At 69.3% G+C, this 17,159-nt stretch carries 23 protein-coding genes and 1 tRNA gene; 14 read left to right on the forward strand and 10 right to left on the reverse strand.

Annotated elements, in window-relative coordinates; translation table 11 throughout:
- Window positions 1-2 precede the first annotated feature (2 nt).
- On the reverse strand, window positions 3-869 hold the full coding sequence (locus ACIWQI_RS13315; RefSeq protein ID WP_396658103.1) for a PhzF family phenazine biosynthesis protein: 867 nt from the start codon (window positions 867-869) through the stop codon (window positions 3-5).
- A 168-nt stretch (window positions 870-1,037) separates the two neighbouring features.
- Here ACIWQI_RS13315 and ACIWQI_RS13320 point away from each other — a divergent pair, with 168 nt between their 5' ends.
- From ACIWQI_RS13320 to ACIWQI_RS13340, 5 genes are all read left to right on the forward strand, one after another.
- Window positions 1,038-1,529, forward strand: coding sequence for a DUF2975 domain-containing protein (locus ACIWQI_RS13320; RefSeq protein WP_396658105.1), 492 nt, complete (start codon window positions 1,038-1,040; stop codon window positions 1,527-1,529).
- A complete protein-coding gene (locus ACIWQI_RS13325; RefSeq protein ID WP_396658107.1) occupies window positions 1,530-1,793 on the forward strand; it encodes a helix-turn-helix domain-containing protein in 264 nt (87 codons plus the stop codon).
- A gap of 2 nt (window positions 1,794-1,795) precedes the next feature.
- Window positions 1,796-2,338, forward strand: a complete 543-nt coding sequence (locus ACIWQI_RS13330) for a putative glycolipid-binding domain-containing protein (RefSeq protein WP_396658108.1) — start codon at window positions 1,796-1,798, stop codon at window positions 2,336-2,338.
- A 5-nt stretch (window positions 2,339-2,343) separates the two neighbouring features.
- Window positions 2,344-3,381, forward strand: a complete 1,038-nt coding sequence (locus tag ACIWQI_RS13335) for a DMT family transporter (protein WP_396658110.1) — start codon at window positions 2,344-2,346, stop codon at window positions 3,379-3,381.
- A gap of 86 nt (window positions 3,382-3,467) precedes the next feature.
- The gene (locus ACIWQI_RS13340; RefSeq protein ID WP_396658111.1) at window positions 3,468-3,722 is read left to right on the forward strand and encodes a hypothetical protein; all 255 of its coding nucleotides are present in this window, start codon (window positions 3,468-3,470) and stop codon (window positions 3,720-3,722) included.
- Between the two features lie 41 nt (window positions 3,723-3,763).
- Here ACIWQI_RS13340 and ACIWQI_RS13345 read toward each other — a convergent pair whose 3' ends face one another.
- The gene (locus tag ACIWQI_RS13345; RefSeq protein WP_396658113.1) at window positions 3,764-4,120 is read right to left on the reverse strand and encodes an ArsR/SmtB family transcription factor; all 357 of its coding nucleotides are present in this window, start codon (window positions 4,118-4,120) and stop codon (window positions 3,764-3,766) included.
- Window positions 4,121-4,202: 82 nt separating this feature from the next.
- On the opposite strand from ACIWQI_RS13345, the gene ACIWQI_RS13350 reads away from it, so the two are divergent.
- From ACIWQI_RS13350 to ACIWQI_RS13375, 6 genes are all read left to right on the forward strand, one after another.
- The gene (locus ACIWQI_RS13350; protein ID WP_396658115.1) at window positions 4,203-5,522 is read left to right on the forward strand and encodes an NAD(P)-binding domain-containing protein; all 1,320 of its coding nucleotides are present in this window, start codon (window positions 4,203-4,205) and stop codon (window positions 5,520-5,522) included.
- Window positions 5,519-5,725, forward strand: coding sequence for a hypothetical protein (locus ACIWQI_RS13355; protein ID WP_396658117.1), 207 nt, complete (start codon window positions 5,519-5,521; stop codon window positions 5,723-5,725). The genes ACIWQI_RS13350 and ACIWQI_RS13355 overlap by 4 nt, the downstream gene beginning before the upstream one ends.
- Window positions 5,722-6,123: an arsenate reductase ArsC gene (locus tag ACIWQI_RS13360; protein WP_396658118.1), complete on the forward strand. Its 402-nt coding sequence runs from the start codon at window positions 5,722-5,724 to the stop codon at window positions 6,121-6,123. The genes ACIWQI_RS13355 and ACIWQI_RS13360 overlap by 4 nt, the downstream gene beginning before the upstream one ends.
- A gap of 114 nt (window positions 6,124-6,237) precedes the next feature.
- Complete coding sequence (locus ACIWQI_RS13365) at window positions 6,238-7,134, forward strand: SDR family oxidoreductase (RefSeq protein WP_396658120.1); 897 nt, start codon at window positions 6,238-6,240, stop codon at window positions 7,132-7,134.
- A gap of 329 nt (window positions 7,135-7,463) precedes the next feature.
- Window positions 7,464-7,835 (forward strand): hypothetical protein, encoded by a 372-nt coding sequence (locus ACIWQI_RS13370; protein WP_396658121.1) that lies wholly within the window; start codon window positions 7,464-7,466, stop codon window positions 7,833-7,835.
- Between the two features lie 176 nt (window positions 7,836-8,011).
- Window positions 8,012-8,227 carry a DUF4190 domain-containing protein gene (locus ACIWQI_RS13375; RefSeq protein ID WP_396658123.1) on the forward strand — a complete coding sequence of 72 codons (216 nt, stop codon included), beginning with the start codon at window positions 8,012-8,014 and terminating at the stop codon, window positions 8,225-8,227.
- 37 nt (window positions 8,228-8,264) lie between these two features.
- On the opposite strand, the gene ACIWQI_RS13380 is transcribed toward ACIWQI_RS13375, so the two are convergent.
- Together ACIWQI_RS13380 and ACIWQI_RS13385 are read right to left on the reverse strand one after the other, a co-directional pair.
- The gene (locus ACIWQI_RS13380) at window positions 8,265-9,209 is read right to left on the reverse strand and encodes a DUF4436 family protein (RefSeq protein WP_396658125.1); all 945 of its coding nucleotides are present in this window, start codon (window positions 9,207-9,209) and stop codon (window positions 8,265-8,267) included.
- A 77-nt stretch (window positions 9,210-9,286) separates the two neighbouring features.
- Window positions 9,287-10,639 (reverse strand): LuxR C-terminal-related transcriptional regulator, encoded by a 1,353-nt coding sequence (locus ACIWQI_RS13385; protein WP_396658126.1) that lies wholly within the window; start codon window positions 10,637-10,639, stop codon window positions 9,287-9,289.
- 262 nt (window positions 10,640-10,901) lie between these two features.
- Here ACIWQI_RS13385 and ACIWQI_RS13390 point away from each other — a divergent pair, with 262 nt between their 5' ends.
- The gene (locus ACIWQI_RS13390; RefSeq protein ID WP_396658128.1) at window positions 10,902-11,120 is read left to right on the forward strand and encodes a hypothetical protein; all 219 of its coding nucleotides are present in this window, start codon (window positions 10,902-10,904) and stop codon (window positions 11,118-11,120) included.
- Window positions 11,121-11,154: 34 nt separating this feature from the next.
- On the opposite strand, the gene ACIWQI_RS13395 is transcribed toward ACIWQI_RS13390, so the two are convergent.
- The 3 genes from ACIWQI_RS13395 to ACIWQI_RS13405 form a co-directional block, all read right to left on the reverse strand.
- A complete protein-coding gene (locus tag ACIWQI_RS13395; protein ID WP_396658129.1) occupies window positions 11,155-11,535 on the reverse strand; it encodes a hypothetical protein in 381 nt (126 codons plus the stop codon).
- Between the two features lie 45 nt (window positions 11,536-11,580).
- Window positions 11,581-12,207 (reverse strand): PadR family transcriptional regulator, encoded by a 627-nt coding sequence (locus ACIWQI_RS13400; RefSeq protein ID WP_396658130.1) that lies wholly within the window; start codon window positions 12,205-12,207, stop codon window positions 11,581-11,583.
- 180 nt (window positions 12,208-12,387) lie between these two features.
- Window positions 12,388-12,461, reverse strand: a tRNA-Pro gene (locus ACIWQI_RS13405).
- 105 nt (window positions 12,462-12,566) lie between these two features.
- Between ACIWQI_RS13405 and ACIWQI_RS13410 the strand changes: the two genes are divergently transcribed.
- Entirely contained in the window at window positions 12,567-13,151 is a 585-nt protein-coding gene (locus tag ACIWQI_RS13410; protein ID WP_396658132.1) for a GNAT family N-acetyltransferase, read from the forward strand.
- A gap of 13 nt (window positions 13,152-13,164) precedes the next feature.
- Window positions 13,165-13,542: an RNA-binding S4 domain-containing protein gene (locus tag ACIWQI_RS13415; RefSeq protein WP_396658134.1), complete on the forward strand. Its 378-nt coding sequence runs from the start codon at window positions 13,165-13,167 to the stop codon at window positions 13,540-13,542.
- A 257-nt stretch (window positions 13,543-13,799) separates the two neighbouring features.
- Here ACIWQI_RS13415 and ACIWQI_RS13420 read toward each other — a convergent pair whose 3' ends face one another.
- The 3 genes from ACIWQI_RS13420 to cmk all read right to left on the reverse strand — a co-directional run bounded on the left by ACIWQI_RS13420 (window position 13,800) and on the right by cmk (window position 17,037).
- Window positions 13,800-14,702, reverse strand: a complete 903-nt coding sequence (locus ACIWQI_RS13420) for an NUDIX domain-containing protein (protein ID WP_396658136.1) — start codon at window positions 14,700-14,702, stop codon at window positions 13,800-13,802.
- Between the two features lie 173 nt (window positions 14,703-14,875).
- Entirely contained in the window at window positions 14,876-16,396 is a 1,521-nt protein-coding gene (gene der, locus ACIWQI_RS13425) for a ribosome biogenesis GTPase Der (RefSeq protein WP_396658138.1), read from the reverse strand.
- Window positions 16,393-17,037 (reverse strand): (d)CMP kinase, encoded by a 645-nt coding sequence (cmk, locus tag ACIWQI_RS13430; RefSeq protein WP_396658139.1) that lies wholly within the window; start codon window positions 17,035-17,037, stop codon window positions 16,393-16,395. The genes der and cmk overlap by 4 nt, the downstream gene beginning before the upstream one ends.
- Window positions 17,038-17,159 lie beyond the last annotated feature (122 nt).

Here is a 17,159-nt window from a genome sequence, read left to right on the forward strand (position 1 = left end):
CGTCACCGCGGGTCGATGCGCACCGCCGTTCCGCGCACCGCGACGCGGGGGCCCTCGTCGACATCCACCTCGATCACCGACCGCCGGCCCATGTCCTCCCCCTGGATGATGGTGATCGTGCGCGACGCCGGCACCTTGCCGAGCGCGTGCAGGTAGTAGCCGAACGCTGCGGCGGCGGCGCCGGTGGCAGGATCCTCGACGACCCCGCCGACGGGGAACGGATTGCGCGAGTGATAGCGGTCAGGCGCCTGCATCCACACGAGCTGGATGGTGATCCAGTCCTCGTCCTGCATCTGGCGCAGGAGTGTGTCGAAGTCGTAGGTGAGCGCGGCGAGCCGCTCGCGGGTGCCGGCTGCGAGCACGAAATGGTCGTTCCCCGCGTTCGCGACGTGCGGAGGCAGCGACTCGTCGAGGTCGTCACGGCTCCACCGCAACGCGGCGAGCAGCCGCTCGAGCTGCTCGGGCGCCGCCGGCCGGCTGTGCCCGGTGGGCGCGTCGATCCGGGCGAGCACGCCGCCTTCGCCGTCGGTCGTCGTGACCACGACCTCGCCCACGGGCGTGTGGAACGTGATGCGCCCCGCGCCGTGCAGCTCGGCGAGGGCGACCGCGGTCGCCAGGGTGGCGTGACCGCAGAAGGGCACCTCGCGTGCCGGGCTGAAGTAGCGCAGTGCGAACTCGCCGTCGCCGAGCGGCTCGGCGAATGCGGTCTCGGAGTAGCCGACGGCCGCGGCGATCGCCTGCCGCTCGCTGTCGGCCATGCCCGTCGCGTCCAGCACGATGCCGGCGGGATTGCCCGTCGCCGGATCGGCGGTGAAGGCGGCGTACCGCAGCACGCCGGGCGGCATCCCGTTGTCATCCTCGTTGCTCACGGTGCGCACGATACTCCATCAGTCCGCGATCGGCTCGGGGGAACGGGTCTGGGTGCTCTCGGGCTGACGCGGTGGCGTGGGAAGGCACCGTTGGTCGATGGGAACCTATCGCTATCGCTCTGGTACCTATCGAGTTACGATAGGCCCAGCGGTGTGGAGGAGGTTCGCATGGGAACTGCGGTGATCGTGACCCTCAAGGCGGTGATCGTGATCTCGCTGATCGGGTCCGTCGTGGTGCAGGCCGGCATCCTGCCCGCGGTGTGGAGGGATCTGTCGGATGCCGGAGTGCCCGTGTGGGGCCGCGTCCTGCTTGTCTCCGTTGCGGCGGCGTTCGTGGTCACGATGCAGGTGTTCGCCGTGTGCGTGTGGCGGCTGCTGACGCTGGTGCGCAGGGGCTCGGTGTTCTCCCCCTCGGCGTTCGGCTACGTCAACGTCATCATCGGAACGTTCGCGGCGGCGTCGGTGCTGACCTTCGTCCTCGCGGTCGCCCTGGTGCCGGGTGAAGCGGCACCGGGCGTGGTGGGGCTCATCTGCGGGGCATCCCTCGTCCTCGCCGGGATCGCGCTGCTGGTCACGGTCATGCGCAGCCTGCTCGTCCAGGCGACCGCCCGCGAGTCCGAGGTGCGGGCGCTGCGCTCCGAGCTGGACGAGGTGGTCTAGATGCCGATCGTCGTCGACATCGACGTCATGCTGGCCCGCCGGAAGATGGCGGTCGGCACTCTCGCCGACCTCGTCGGCATCACGCCCGCCAACCTCGCCGTGTTGAAGAACGGCCGGGCGAAGGCGGTGCGCTTCAGCACGCTCGACGCGCTGTGCGAGGCCCTGGACTGCCAGCCCGGCGACCTGCTGCGCTGGGTGCCCGACCACGAGGAGGCTGCTGACACGACCCTGCAGCCGACGGACGCGTCGCGTCGACGGGCCTGAGCATGATCGAGGTGCGGTGGCGGGGCGTCGAAGCGCCGAGCATGGAACGATGCCGGATCGCCGAAGGCAGCGAAGGCGTGCACGTCGTGGGCGTCATCGACGCGGCGACGTGGCGGTGCCAGTACGAGCTGCACGCCGCACCGGACTGGCGCTTTCGCACCCTGAGCGCCACCGCCGGAGGTCGCACGGTCGTCGTGGCTCGGCTCGATCAGGGGTGGATCGTGGACGGCGAGCCGCGCCCCGACCTTCACGAGGCGCTCGAGGTCGACATCTCGGCCTCGCCGCTGAGCAATACGCTTCCGATCCGGCGGCTCGGGCTCGCCGTCGGCGAGAGCGCCGACATCACCACCGCCTATGTCGCCGTGCCTGAGCTCACCGTCGCGACCGACCCGCAGCGATACAGGCGCCTGGGCGAACGGGAGTATCTGTACGAATCGCGCGACTCCGACTTCCGCAGGGCGATCACGGTCGACGAGCATGGTCTCGTGATCGACTACCCCGGGCTCTTCGAGCGGGATGCCGGCGGGCCACCCGAACTACGCTGAAAGGCGTGAAGCACACGGGCGTTCAGGCCGGTCTGCTCGCGGCGATCCTCTTCGGCGCGGGCACGCCCGTCGCGAAGATGCTGCTCGATGACGCGAGCCCGTGGATGCTCGCGGGGCTGCTCTACATCGGCTCGGGCGTCGGGCTCGGGGTCTACCGGGTGTTGCGCCGCTCGCCCCGCGTCCGGCTCGCCCGGCGCGAGATGCCGTACCTGGCGGGCGCGATCCTCTTCGGCGGTGTGCTCGGTCCCGTCCTGCTGCTGGTCGGCCTGTCGAACCTGCCGGCGTCGGGCGCGTCGCTCCTGCTGAACGCCGAGGCCGTGCTCACCGCGGTCATCGCGTGGGTGGTGTTCCGCGAGCACGTGAGCGTGCGCACGGCGGTCGGGATGCTCGTCATCGTCGCCGGCGCGGCGGTCCTCACGGTGCCGAGCGGCATCGAGTTCGGCAGCGTGTGGCCCTCGCTCGCGGTCATCGCGGCGTGCCTGTGCTGGGCGGTCGACAACAACCTCACCCGGGCCATCTCGCACGTCGACGCGGTCTGGACGGCGGCGGTGAAGGGCGGCGTGGCGGGGCCGGTGAACCTCGCGCTGGCTCTGCTGCTGGGCGCCTCGCTTCCGGCGGTGGGCAACGTGCTCGCCGCGATGGGCGTGGGCCTGTTCGCGTACGGTGTGAGCCTGGTGCTCTTCATCGTGTCGATGCGGCACGTCGGCACCGCCCGCGCCGGCGCGTACTTCTCCATCGCGCCGTTCTTCGGCGCGGCGCTGGCGGTCGGTCTCGGCGAGCCCGTCACCGTTCCGCTCGCGGTGGCGGCGACGCTCATGGGCCTGGGGGTGTGGCTGCACGTCACCGAACGGCACAGCCACCTGCACACGCACGAGGCGATCACGCACGAGCACATGCACACCCACGACGAGCATCACCAGCACCACCACGACGAGCCCATCCCCGCGGGGACGCGGCACAGCCACCCGCACACGCACGAGGCGATCACGCACGAGCACCCGCACTTCCCCGACGCGCACCACAGGCACCGGCACCGGCACTGACGGAAGGCGTCGGCGCGGCGCGAGCGAAGCGTGGCGTGGCGTGGCGCGAGGCCGTGGCATCCTGGCATCGAGCAGAGAGGTCCCGCATGCTGACGTTCGATGAGGCACGCGAAATCGCGGCGGCGCACTACGGCGAACCCTTCGCTGTCGACGGCCTCGAAGACGACGGAGTCTGCCTCGTGACGCCTCAGCGGGTGCGCGACGACGAGGCACGCGGGCTCGTCGCGGTCGGCGGCGCGTGGATCGTCGTGGACCGCGAGACAGGTGCCGTCGATGAGTGGCCGCACCTCGCCTTCATCGAGCGCGTGCACCTCATGAGGAGCGCAGGGCGCCGGCGTTGACGCTCAGGGCAGGCCGCGAGGGGTGCGGCCGCCGTACGCGCTCAGCCGCGGAGAAAGTCCGCAATCCCCACGAGGGCGTCAGGGACGAGGCGGTAGTACGCCCAGGTTCCGCGCTTGCTGCGCGTGAGGAAGCCGGCGTCCGTGAGGACCTTGAGGTGATGCGAGACCGTGGGCTGCGAGAGGCCGACGGGTTCGATGAGGTCGCACACGCACGCCTCCTGCCCCTCGGCGGCGGCGACGATCGACAGCAGCCGCAGCCGTGCCGGGTCGGCGAGGGCCTTGAGCGTGGTCGCCAGCTGCTCCGCCTCGCCCTGCGTGAGGGGTTCCTTCACAAGCGGCGCACAGCACGCGGCCCCCGAGCGGGCGGAGAAGTCGGAGACCTCGAGCATCGTGACCATACATCGATACTAGTCGATATTGACAGGCATCGATACAAGTGCTCATACTGAATCGACGCTCATCGATATCTTGGAGGCTGCCGTGACACTGCTCGACCTGACACCCCGATCGGTCCGTGGCGACCGACTCACGACGCTGCCGGTGGTGATCATCGGCGCCGGTCCGATCGGACTGGCCGCGGCCGCGAACCTCGTCGAGCGGGAAATCGACTTCACCGTCCTCGAGGCCGGAAGCCGGGCAGCGGCGTCGATCCGGCTGTGGGGACACACCCGGTTGTTCTCGCCGTGGCGGCACCTGATCGACCCGGCATCCCGGCGCCTGCTGGAGGCCGCAGGCTGGTCGGCGCCCGCAGACGAGGGACGGGCGCCGACAGGACAGCAACTCGTAGACGACTACCTCGCGCCGCTGGCGGATCTCGACACGATCCGCTCCCGCATGCGCTTCAGCACACGGGTCGTGGCAGTCAGTCGCGAGGGCATGGACCGCACCCGCACCGCGGGCCGCGACACCACGCCGTTCCTGCTCCGCGTCGAGAAGCCGGACGGGCAGATCGAGGAGCTGACCGCACGGGCGGTGATCGATGCCTCCGGCACCTACACGTCACCGAACCCCTTGAGCTCGTCGGGCCTCGACCTGCTGGGCGCCGCCGACGTCGCCGACCTGGTGATGCACGCCCTGCCGGACGTACTGGGCGCCGACCGGTCTCGGTTCGCCAGCAAGCGCACGACCGTCGTCGGTGCAGGCCACTCCGCAGCGAACACCTTGATCGCCCTCGCCGAGCTGGCCCGAACCGGGCCGGGCACCCGGGTGACCTGGCTCATCCGCAACGCCTCCGCCGTGCGGGTCTCATCCTCCCCCGAGGACGAACTCGCCGACCGCGCCCGCCTCGGCTCCCGCGTCGATCAGCTCGTCGAATCTGGGGCGATCACCAAGATCGATTCGTTCGAGATCTCCCGCGTCACCCGTCACCGCGACGGCATCCGCCTGGGTGGTCGCAGACGTGGCGAGCCCGCGACGCACGACTGCGACGTGGTGGTGAATGCGACTGGGTTCCGTCCTGATCTGAGCATGCTGCGCGAGATCCGCTTGTCGCTGGACGAGATCGTCGAGGCACCGAGCCGGCTGGCACCTTTGATCGACCCGAACCTCCACTCGTGCGAAACGGTGTCGCCGCACGGATTCGACGAGTTGCGGCATCCCGAGCCCGGCTTCTTCATCGTCGGCATGAAGTCGTACGGCCGCGCCCCCACCTTCCTGCTGGCTACCGGGTACGAGCAGGTGCGATCAGTCGTCGCCTGGTTGGATGACGACATGCGCGCCGCCACCGAAGTGCAGCTCACCCTGCCCGCCACCGGGGTGTGCTCCACCGACCTCACCGGCGGAGGCTCCTGCTGCTCATGACACACATCCGGCCCATGACGGCGGCGGACTGGCCCAGCGTGGAGGCGATCCTCGACGGGGGCAAGATCCGGGATGTCCGCCTGGTCGCCGTCGACGACACCGACACCGTGATCGGGTGGACTGCCGCCTCCCCCGTCTCCCGCCGAGCCGTGTATCGCGGAGTCATCGAGCACTCCACCCGAAACGGCACGGACACACCATGAGCGACAAGCCCACCGTCCTGTTCGTCTGCGTCCACAATGCCGGGCGCTCCCAGATGGCTGCCGGGTACCTCCGCGCCCTCGCCGGAGGGCGCATCGACGTGCTCTCCGCCGGGTCGGAGCCCAAAGAGAGCATCAACCCCGTCGCAGTCGGGGTGATGGCCGAGGAGGGAATCGACATCGCCGCACACGCACCGCGCCGACTCACCACCGATGCCGTGCGGCAGGCCGACGTCGTGGTCACGATGGGATGCGGCGACGCCTGCCCGGTCTTCCCCGGCAAGCGCTATGAGGACTGGGAGCTCGACGACCCCGCCGGTCAGGATGCCGCCACCGTGCGCAGCATCCGAGACGACATCCGCCGCCGCGTCGAGGCGCTCATCGAGGAGTTGGAGAGCTGACGAGGGCGCTCCTGAGGATTCCTCGCGACAAGCGAAGATCGACACGATAAAGTTGCGAATCCCAACAAATACGTAGAGGCGAAGCAGAGGCGCCGCCCCCCGAAGGAGACGACGATGACGTCCGACCAGCTGAGCTTCGACAACCCCGTCGAGCGCCACTCCCACATCAAGCCCTTCGCATCCTGGCAGCCGCTGCCCGGCCTCGATGCGGAGCTCGAGCCGAAGGCCGACCACGGCGAGACGAGCTACCGCGGCACCGGCCGCCTGCCCGGCCGCAGGGCCCTGATCACCGGCGGCGACTCGGGCATCGGCGCCGCCGTCGCGATCGCGTTCGCGCGCGAGGGTGCGGATGTCGCGGTCTCGTACCTGCCCGAGGAGCAGGTCGATGCCGAGGCGATCGCCGAGATCGTGCGCGCCGAGGGCCGCACGTGCGTGCTGCTGCCGGGCGACATCCGCGACCGCGACTGGTGCCGCGACCTCGTCGCGCAGGCGGTCGAGGGGCTCGGCGGGCTCGACATCCTCGTGAACAACGCGGCGCACCAGGTGTACCACCAGACGTTCGACGAGCTCGACGAGGCGGATCTCGACCGCACCATCACCACCAACGTCTCCGCGATGTTCTGGATCACGCGCGAGGCGCTGCCCCACCTGCCCGCGGGTGCGACCATCATCAACTCGACCTCGGTGCAGGGCTACAACCCGTCGCCCATGATCATCAACTACGCCTCGACGAAGTTCGCGATCATCGGCTTCACGAAGGCGCTCGCGCACGACCTGGCGCCGCGCGGCATCCGGGTGAACGCGGTCGCGCCGGGACCGGTGTGGACTCCCCTGCAGGTGAGCGACGGGCAGCCCGCCGAGAAGCTCGACGGATTCGGCGAGTCGTCGTGGCTGGGCCGCACGAGCCAGCCGGTGGAGCAGGCGCCCGCCTACGTGTTCCTCGCCTCGCCCGAGTCGAGCTTCGTGGTGGGCGAGGTGATCAACGTCAACGGCGGCGCGAACGTGCCCTGATCCCCGGGCTGCAAACGCCGACGAACGTGGCCGGTCTGCGACAGTGGACACAGACCAGCGCTCTATCCACATTGCCTCGGCGCCGTCGAGGCGGTCCTCGAACGCGCGCGACCGAAGCATCGGCGCCATGAGACCGCTGACGGGCAGGTGCCACGCTCGCCCGTCCACCCCGGTGAGCCATCGGCTGAGCGCGCTCAGCCCTAGCGCGGCTCATGGCAGCGCCGACTACGAGGTTTCACGTAGAAGGAGGGGCGCGTTCGGTCCGGATATGACAACGTTCCACGCGAACCTAACCAGGAGGGACCCCAATGACCAGCTCCGCTGCTTCAGTGCCCGCTTCCGCACCTGCACCTGTGAAGGTCGGCTTCTGGATCCTGTTGGTCACGCTCGTTGCGGTTCTGCCGCTCCTCATCGTCGGCTACATCTCGGTGCTCAACTCCGGCACCAGTCCCAGCAGCTCATTGTCGACCCGCTCCCTCATGTCGGTGCTCCTCATCGTCGCGCAGATCATCCTTCTCTTCATGGTCCGTCGCGGCATCCGCCGGGCACGCCTGGCCGTCACCGTCCTGCAGGTTGCCCACCTCGTCCCCCTGTTCCTGCATCCGGACGTCTTCGGTTACGTGACGACGGGAATCGGCCTGGTCGGCGTCGTCTTCCTGTGGCTGCCGGCATCCCACGCCTTCTTCACCCGCGAGCGGTAGCCGTCTTGCCGCTCGCGCCGAAGCGCAGCAGGCGTCGATCCAGACGCGGCCGAGCCGGTGTCGGCACAGTGACGACCCGGTCAGAACATCCAAGAAAGAGAAAGAGAGACAGCGTGACCACGCACCGCCCTATCCCCGCCGTTCAGAGCGCGAACACCCCCATGAATGTCGTTTCCGTGGTGGGTTTCGTCCTGTCGATCCTGGGTTTCAACATCATCGCCATCATCCTCGGGGCGGTCGGTCTCTCCCAGATCAAGAAGAAGGGGGAACGCGGCCGCGGATTCGCGCTCGCCGCGATCTGGATCGGAGCGATCTCGCTCCTTCTGATCGTCGCCCTCAGCATCTACTGGGTCATCGCACTGGCCAACATCGACAATCCCGCGTTCCGGTAGGGAGCGCCGCGAGGGTTGCGCGTCGCCGACGGAAGCGTCAACCATGGCGCCCGTCGGCGCCGCCACTCTGACTCGGGTCGTCCCGCGGCCGGCTCGGGTGCGAGTAGAACCACGTGAACGCAAGGAACGCCAGCGAGATGATCAGGCTGACGACCACCCACAGCACGATGAGGAAGTCCACCCATGACCCGATCGGCGGCTGACCAGGCAGGAAGTTTCGAAGCGCCGGCACTGCGAAAAGCATGCCGGCGATCCAGCCGAGGAAGATGAGTTCCATCTGGCGCGCCCGACGGAGCACGCTGATTGATACCACCAGAGCGATGACCGCCATGAGAATCAGTGAGGCGTTCAGCACGATCGCATACGCCATCGTGCTGAATGACCGCCCGATGGTGACGCTGGCATCGAAAGCTTTTTCGTCCGAACTGTCCAGTTCGTCGTCGGCCGCCGCGATGTCCCACCCGGGGATGCCGCCATCGATCAGCAGGTCAGCCGCGAGGGGATGGAACTCTCCGTCGCCGTCTTCCTGCTCGACCGTGAATTCCAGCTCGGCAGCGTACCTATCGAACGGCCACATCTCCAGGCGCTGCTCTGACGAGAGCGTGCTGGCCAGCGTTTCGGACGACAGAGCGTCCGGTCCGAACATGACCGTCTGCGTCCGGTTGCCCTCCGCTGCGTCACGAATCTCCACACGCACCGCGCGCGACAGCCCAGCGCCGTCGTCGACGAGACCGCTGCCCGCCTCGACTTCGACTCGGAACGTGAACTCCTGCTGCACGGGGTCGATGCTGCGCGGCTTCACGACCAGGGCGAGGTCGGTACCGTCATCACCCAGCCGCACGACACGGTGATCACTCGCAGACAAGTCTGCGGCATACAACAGCACCACACCGAGGTAGACGACGGCACCGAGACCGATGGCCACCGCTGCCACCACCCGCGAACGCACGCTGAGGCGGGGGACTCTGGCTGTTCTCAGCATGGACGTCAGCGTAGCGGCGGCGCCGAGTGCAACTCGTCGGCGCCGTGGATGACGGCACACCCGGTACGGGTGATCACTTAGTGATGGGAAGCACGTGGCTGTCGTCCGGAGCGCAGGGACATCAGCTCGGTGCGGGTACGGACCTTGTACTTGCGGAGGATCTCGCCGACGTGAACCTCGACCGTGCGAGGGGAGATGCCGAGAGCGTCGGCGATCTGCTTGTTCGAGCGGCCATCCTCGAGCAGCTGCAGCACTTGGGCCTGTCGGGCGGACAGCGCCACCGCCGGTGTGCTCGACACGCTGTTCTGCATTGACAGATGAGTCGCAGCGGACGCCCGTCGCCCGAGGCTCGGCCCATGGCCGAAGGCGGTGCCGTCTCCGTCGTACCGAAGCGGTCGAGCTGGTCCGATTGCCTCGTAGGCAGCAATTAGTGCCTGATCGAAACGCTGATCATGCGCCCCAAGGATCCGCAGGTAGCTCGAGACGATACCCGCGGCCGGGAGCGCGAGCGGAAGACGAGGGACGGCATCCGTCAGCAGCCGCGCGGCACCCGCGCGATCGCCGGACTGCGACTGGATCGCCACATGCATGAGCGTCACGTGTGCTTCCGCATGCGGCGTCAGCCCTGCAGATGGCGCACCGAACGAGAGATAGAGGCGGGCCTGCAGGGAGTCAGCCTCGTCCGGCCGGTCGTACAGGGCATTCGTGACCGCGCCAAGTTGGGTCAGAGCGCTACGGTCGGCAGGACTCCGGGCAGCATCCGCCATCGCAGCGAAAATGCGCGCGGACTCCGCCTGCGTGTAGAGCACCCCTTGTGGACCTTCGGTCAGTGCGCGGATCACCAAGGCTGCAGCGTCGGCTTCGTGCACCGTACGTTCGTCTCCCCGCTCGCGCACGCGTGCTAGCCAACACGCGGCGTCGTCGAGTTCCCCGGCCCAGAAGGCAGCGAGACCGGCACAGGCCCACGCACGACCGACCAAATCGTCCGGCAAGGCCGCGACAGCGGCCATCGCCAACAAGCGTGCGCGAGAGATGCGGCCTTCGCGCAGGTGCTTCTCAGCGGTCGCGAGAATCGTGCGGGCCAAGCGCTCCTCTGTTATAGGCGGGACGTGTGCAGCGTGCCAGATGCTGGCCGCATGGTCGCCGCGACGTCGGGCGGACCGCGCCAACGCCGCGTGCACCTCGCGCGTCTCCGCAGCACTCGTCAGGTGGACCACATGCGACAGCGCACGCTCATCACGGAAGAACACACGACTGCTGTCGACTCCGATCAGCGCGTTGAGCCTGCCGAAGAGAAGCACGTCAGTGTCGATGCCGGCGGCGTCCAGCACGTCGGCGACGAGCCCGGTCACCGAAAGGGCGGTGAACGTCAGCAGCCGGCGTTCGGCCGGGCGGAGACGATCGATCTCCTCGACATAAGGGCCGGCCACGACGGGAAGAGGATCCGGCAAGGCGGACGCTCCCCGCGCTTGATGAACGCTCAGCCTTTCTGCGACCTCCCGGATACCACGTTCGTCACCTCTCGCATACGCGCCTATGCGTGCGGCGACATGAGGTGCGACCGCAGGGCCGATGACCGCCGTCATCGCGCGCAGCGGCGCCGATATCTCCCAGACCATTCCGACCCCCGCCCTCTTCCGGATCTCTTAGCATGCCAGCCACCATGATCGTCTGCATCGGCATCGGCCTCGTGTGGCTGCTGGTCTGCTCGGCGCGGTTCACTGGCCCGACCGCCGTCGGCTGTCCACTCCGCTCCTCGCTTTTCCGAGTGAGGTACTGGCCAGCCTGCTCGTGTTCGACGAACTGAACACGATGTTCGATGCGTTCGTGGTCGAGCATGTTGTCGAGATGGTGCTCGCCATCCTTCTCTTCGTGCATGCGATCGAGGGCCCCACCGCGCCGCCCACCTGAGCCGGACCGGAAGGACTCGGAGATCGCTGGAGAATCAGGGGTTGCGGAAGTACCTGTTCGATGCAGGGAGCCACATCAACACGACAGCCACGAGTCCGACGACCGATGCCGCGAGCGGGAGCACGGCGGGGTTGAGCACGACTCCGATGATCGCGAGGACCTCGAGGACCGTGATGACAACACGTGCCCAGTTCCGTCCCGCACGCATCTTCCGAATGACGATCAGCTGCACGATGGCGAACGCAAGCGTGAGGACGCCCGCGATGACGAACCCGACGCCGACTCCATCGCCTGTCCCCCTCGCCCCGAGATAGATGCTTCCTGTGAACAGCTGGATGCCGGCAGCGACAAAGTCGAGAATGATCCCGATCAACAACAGCCAGAAAGACGCCTTGACGGTGGTGGGAATCGACAACGTTTGCTCCTGTCATGAGAACTCCGAGCGAAACGCTCGGAATACTCATTCTCGGTGGACGTTCCGCGGCCGCCTTTGCGCACTACGAGGAATCCCGTAGTGAGGTCTAGACCGGGCGGAGTGCTCCTGCCAGCACCACGTGGTTCCGGGGCCGGGATCGCGTTTGCTCAGGCTCTTCGCCCGCTCCAGTTCGGTGCGTGCGCGTCCCGCCCACAGTTCGGCCTGATCGCGGACGTGTTTCGGAATGTCGGGGTTCGGGTTCTCCCACCCCTTGGCCTGCCCTCTCAGCTCCGCTTCCAGGCGCGCGACCCGCTCATTGACATGCGCGATGGCATCTGTCGTAGTCAGCATGGGCAACATGGCGATGGCCGCGTCGAGCATGGTGGGGTCGTGGGTGCGCCGCAGACCGTCGCGGGCCAGTTCGACTATCTCGTCACGTCCCCGAGCTGTCGCGCGGTACAGAACGCGCTCCGGCCCGGAGCTGCCCGGCTCGGCGTGCTCGGTGTGGAGGCGATCAGCCGCCGCCTTCTTCGGCGCGTGATAGATCGAGCCGGGCTTGATCTTGGCCCAGATCTCCGCACCCCAGCTCTGCAGCTCGGACCGCACCTGGTAGCCATGGGCGCCACCGGAGAGGTGCACGATACCGAGTACCAGGAGCTTCGTCGCCGACATACGCCCACCTCCGCTCAACCTGGGCTCGCTCCGCCTGCGCGCCCGCCAGGGTCGTGTCAACTCCCACCAACACTAGGGTGCCCTCCCAAGCCACAAGGCGACCACAGGGGGACGGCGTCGAACCACCCTCAGACATGACGAAACCCTGGTGAGATTTGCTGTCCCACCAGGGTTTTTCTGTCGGGATGACAGGATTTGAACCTGCGACCCCTTGACCCCCAGTCAAGTGCGCTACCAAGCTGCGCCACATCCCGGTCGAGCTGTCCGCGGGCGGACAACTCCCCCATCCTACCGGCTCGGCGACGCGGCCACGAACCGCCTCTCGCGCGATGTCGCCGGCGCGGCGTATCGTCGCCGGCATGCCCGCCACGATCGTGCCCGCAACCGCCGACCGCTTCGACGACGCCCAGCACGCGCTGAGCGGTGGAGGCGACGGCGCCTCGTGCCAGTGCCAGTGGTGGATGATGCGCAACCGCGAATGGGTGCAGACCACACGTGACGAGCGCACCGCGCTGTTCCGCGCCGAGTTCGGCGGCACCCCGGGCCCGGGACTGGTGGCCCACGTCGACGACGTGCCCGCGGGGTGGGTGCGCGTCGGCCCGCGCACCGCCCAGGTCAGGTTGGCGCACACCCGCGCAATCGCCGAGAGCTCCGCCCAGCCGTGGGACGACCCGACCGTGTGGGCGGTGTCGTGCTTCGTGGTGCGCCGCGAGTTCCGCGGGCAGGGGCTCACGGCGCGGCTGCTGGACGCGGCGGTCGCCGCCGCGCGCGCGGGCGGAGCGCGGGTCCTCGAGGCATACCCCTTCGACATCTCTGTCGCATCCAAGCGCACCAATGACCTGTTCGTCGGCGTGCTGTCGACATTCCTGAAGGCTGGGTTCCGCGAGGTGGCGCGACCGCGGCCCGGGCGAGCGATCGTCGAGCTCGAACTGCGGCCGGCGTGATTACGATGGGCGGATGACGGATGCCTCGGCCCGCGTGGACTCCTGGCTCTGGGCCGTGCGGGTGTACAAGACGCGTTCTGCGGCGACGACCGCATGCCGCGCAGGGCATGTTCGCGTCAACGGGGATCGCGCGAAGGCCGCGCAGCCGGTGCGACCCGGCGATGAGCTGCGGGTGCGCATCTCCGGCTTCGACAGGATCCTCGTGGTGCGCAAGACGATCACCAAGCGGGTCGGCGCCGCGCTGGCGGCCGAAGCGATGGAGGATCGGACCCCGCCGCGCGACCCGGTGCCGTTGATCGCGCAGCGCGATCGCGGTGCCGGGCGGCCGACCAAGCGCGAGCGCCGCGAGATCGACCGGCTGCGCGGGCGGGGCGGTGTGTCAGGGCGCTGACGGAGGCTCAGTGCGTTTCGTCTCGCGGCCAGCGGCCGCTCGCTCAACGACCGGAGGTAAGAGCACAGCGCCACCGGACGTTGAGCGAGGACGCGCGCAGCACGACCGAGACGAAACGCGGCAACCCAACACCACACAGAAAGCTCAGCGCGTTTCGTCTCGCGACCAGAGGCCGCTCGCTCAACGACCGGGGGTAAGGGCGACCCCGCGCCGCTCGCTCAACGACCGGGGTAAGGGCGGGAGGAGCCACCGGCCGGTCAGGGGCCCAGGAGGTCGAGGAGCCAGGCGGCGCCGCGCGCCGTGGCACCGGCATCCGTCGTCCGCTGCGCCAGCGCGCGGTCGCTGGTGACCGCCGTCACCGCGAAGCCCTCACCCACCAGCCGCGACGCCTCGGCGGCGATCGCGTCGTCGCCCTCGCCGGCAGCCCGGACGACGGAGACACCCGACACGGCCTCCGCGTGCCGTGCGCGGCCCTCGAGCACCGCGGTCCACCACGGGTACCACACGTCTTCCGACAGGCCGAGCGCCGCGGCGGGCACCCCGGCATCCGTCATCGCGCCGATCCGCGCGAGCAGCCTCTGCGCCGCACCCGCCCGGTCTTTCCACCAGCCGTCGGGCACCGAGCCGACGACGTTCGCCGCATCGACGACCACCGCGGGACGCACCTCGAGCAGACCCCGCAGCCGCCCCCACGCGGCCCCGAAGCCGGGATGGAGGGGAAGCTGCGCGACCTCGTCGACCGGCACCCACGCCAGCGCGCGGCTCTCGGGGTCGCTGATGGTGGGCTCGAAGGGCTCGACGACATCGCCGACGAGCGTCGTGTACGTCCAGATGTCGAGGTCGAGCACGCTCAGCAGGCGCGGGCGGACCGCCCCGTCGGGCACCCCCGCCTCCTCCTGCGCCTCGCGCAGCGCCCCGTCGCACGCCGACTCGCCCTCGTGGCGCGCGCCGCCCGGGATGCCCCAGGTGTCACCGTGGTGGCTCCACGACACGCGGTGCTGCAGCAGCACTCCGCGCGCCGGATCGAAGGCGAGCAGTCCCGCCGCACCGAACCTGCCCCAGTAACGCTCCCCCGACTCGGCGACCACCCAGGCGTCACCGGGGTCGCGCGGGCCGAACGGACGGCGCGGCTCACCCGGGCTCGGGGGGACGATCGTCACCCGTACAGCCTTTCACACCCTGCGTTTCGTCTCGGTCGCCTGCGGCGGCCTCGCTCAACGACCGGGAATCACCGCCCCGGCGACCTCGCTCAACGACCGGGAATCACCGCCACGGCGGCCTCGCTCAACGACCGGGAATCACCGCCACGGCGACCTCGCTCAACGACGGGGAGTCACCGCCGGCGCCGTTCGCGCACGCGCATGTTGATCACGATCGGGGTGCCCGCGAAGCCGAACAGCTCGCGCAGGCGCCGCTGGATGAAGCGCCGGTAGCCGGGGGCGAGGAAGCCGGTCGTGAACAGCACGAAGGTGGGCGGGCGGGTGGCGGCCTGCGTGCCGAACAGGATGCGGGGCTGCTTGCCTCCGCGGACCGGGTGCGGGTGCTCGGCGACCAGTTCGGTCAGGAACGCATTGAACTTGCCGGTGGGGATGCGGGTGTCCCACGACTCCAGCGCGGTCTCCAGCGCCGGCACGAGCTTGTCGAGATGCCGCCCGGTGCGCGCCGACAGGTTGACGCGCGGCGCCCACGACACGTGCGCGAGATCCTGCTCGATCTCGCGTTCGAGATACCGTCGGCGCTCGATGTCCTCCAGGTCGGGGTCGTTGAGCCGATCCCACTTGTTGAACGCCAGGACGAGCGCCCGGCCCGACTCCAGCACCAGGTCGACGATCCGCACGTCCTGCTCGCTGATCGGCTCGGTCACGTCGAACACGACGACGGCGACCTCCGCCTTCTCGAGCGCGGTCGAGGTGCGCAGCGACGCGTAGAAGTCGGCGCCCTGCTGCAGGTGGACGCGACGACGGATGCCGGCGGTGTCCACGAACCGCCACAGCTTGCCGCCGACCTCGACGAGCTCGTCGACGGGGTCGCGGGTCGTGCCGGCCAGCTCGTTGACGACGACGCGCTCCTCACCGGCGGCTTTGTTCAGCAGCGACGACTTGCCCACGTTCGGGCGACCGAGGATCGCGACGCGGCGTGGGCCGCCGACCTCGTTCTTGGCGACGGCGGAGACCTCGGGCAGCACTCCCATGACCGCGTCCAGCAGATCGGCCACCCCGCGGCCGTGGATCGCCGAGACCGGGTGCGGCTCGCCCAGGCCCAGGTTCCACAGCGCGGCGGCCTCCGGCTCCTGCCGGGTGTCGTCGATCTTGTTGGCGACCAGCAGCACGGGCTTTCCGCTGCGGCGCAGGAGTTTCACGACATGCTCGTCGGTGGAGGTGGCGCCCACCATCGCGTCGACGACGAACAGCACGACATCCGACAGGTCGATCGCGATCTCGGCCTGCGCGGCCACCGACCGGTCGATGCCGCGGGCATCGGGCTCCCACCCGCCGGTGTCGACCAGCGAGAAGCGCCGCCCGTTCCACTCCGCCTTGTAGGTGACCCGGTCGCGGGTGACCCCGGGCGTGTCTTCGACGACGGCTTCGCGGCGGCCGAGGATGCGGTTCACCAGGGCCGACTTGCCCACGTTCGGGCGGCCCACGATCGCGACCACCGGCAGTGCCGGGTGGTATTCGATGCCGTCCTCGCCCCGGACGATGCCGGCCAGCAGGTCGGCGTCGTCCTCGTCGAGGTCGTAATCCTCCAGGCCCTGCCGCAGGGCGGCGGCGCGCTGCTCGGCGAGCTCGTCGTCGATGCCTGCGAGGGTCTCCTCGAGGTCGTCGGGGCCGGCTTCGTACTCGGCGTCGCTCATGCGTTCACCCGTGAGGTCAGTGCGAGCACGGCCTGGACGGTCTGCTCGAGATCGAGAGCGGTCGAGTCGACGACCTCCACCCCGGGGGCGGCCGACAGGAAGTCGACGACCTGGGAATCGGATGCATCGCGCCGATGCAGCGCGGTGGCGACCGTGACGGCATCCAGGTCTGCGAGCTCTTTGCTGCGGCGCGCCGCGCGCACCTCGGGCGCCGCCGTCAGCAGGATGCGGACCGGGGCATCCGGCGCGACGACGGTCGTGATGTCGCGGCCCTCGATGACGATGCCGGGCCGGTCGGTGCCGGCGGCGAGGGCACGGAATGCGGTGTTGACCGCCTGCCGCACGGCGGGCACGCGCGCCACGCCGCTGACCGCATCGGACACGCGCTGCTCGCGGATCGCGTCGGTCACGTCGGTCTCGCCCACCCGCACCCAGAACGCGTCGGGATCGAGCGAGATGGTCCAGTCGAAGTCGCCGGAGGCGTCGAGCACGGCGGCGGCGTCGGAGGTGTCCGCCTCGTGCGCCAGCACATGCCAGGCGAGCGCACGGTAGACGGCGCCGGTGTCGAGGTAGCCGAAGCCGAGGCGGCGGGCCGCCTCCTTGGCGACGCTGGACTTGCCGCTGCCGGCGGGGCCGTCCATGGCCACCACCAGCGGGGGCGTCGAAGGGCGCCGCCCTGAGCCGGTCGAAGGGCGCCGCCCTGAGCCGGTCGAAGGGCGCCGCCCTGAGCCTGTCGAAGGATCAGTCATTCATGCTCGCAATC

The sequence above is a fragment of the Microbacterium sp. genome, from assembly GCF_044508325.1.
Lineage (GTDB): Bacteria > Actinomycetota > Actinomycetes > Actinomycetales > Microbacteriaceae > Microbacterium.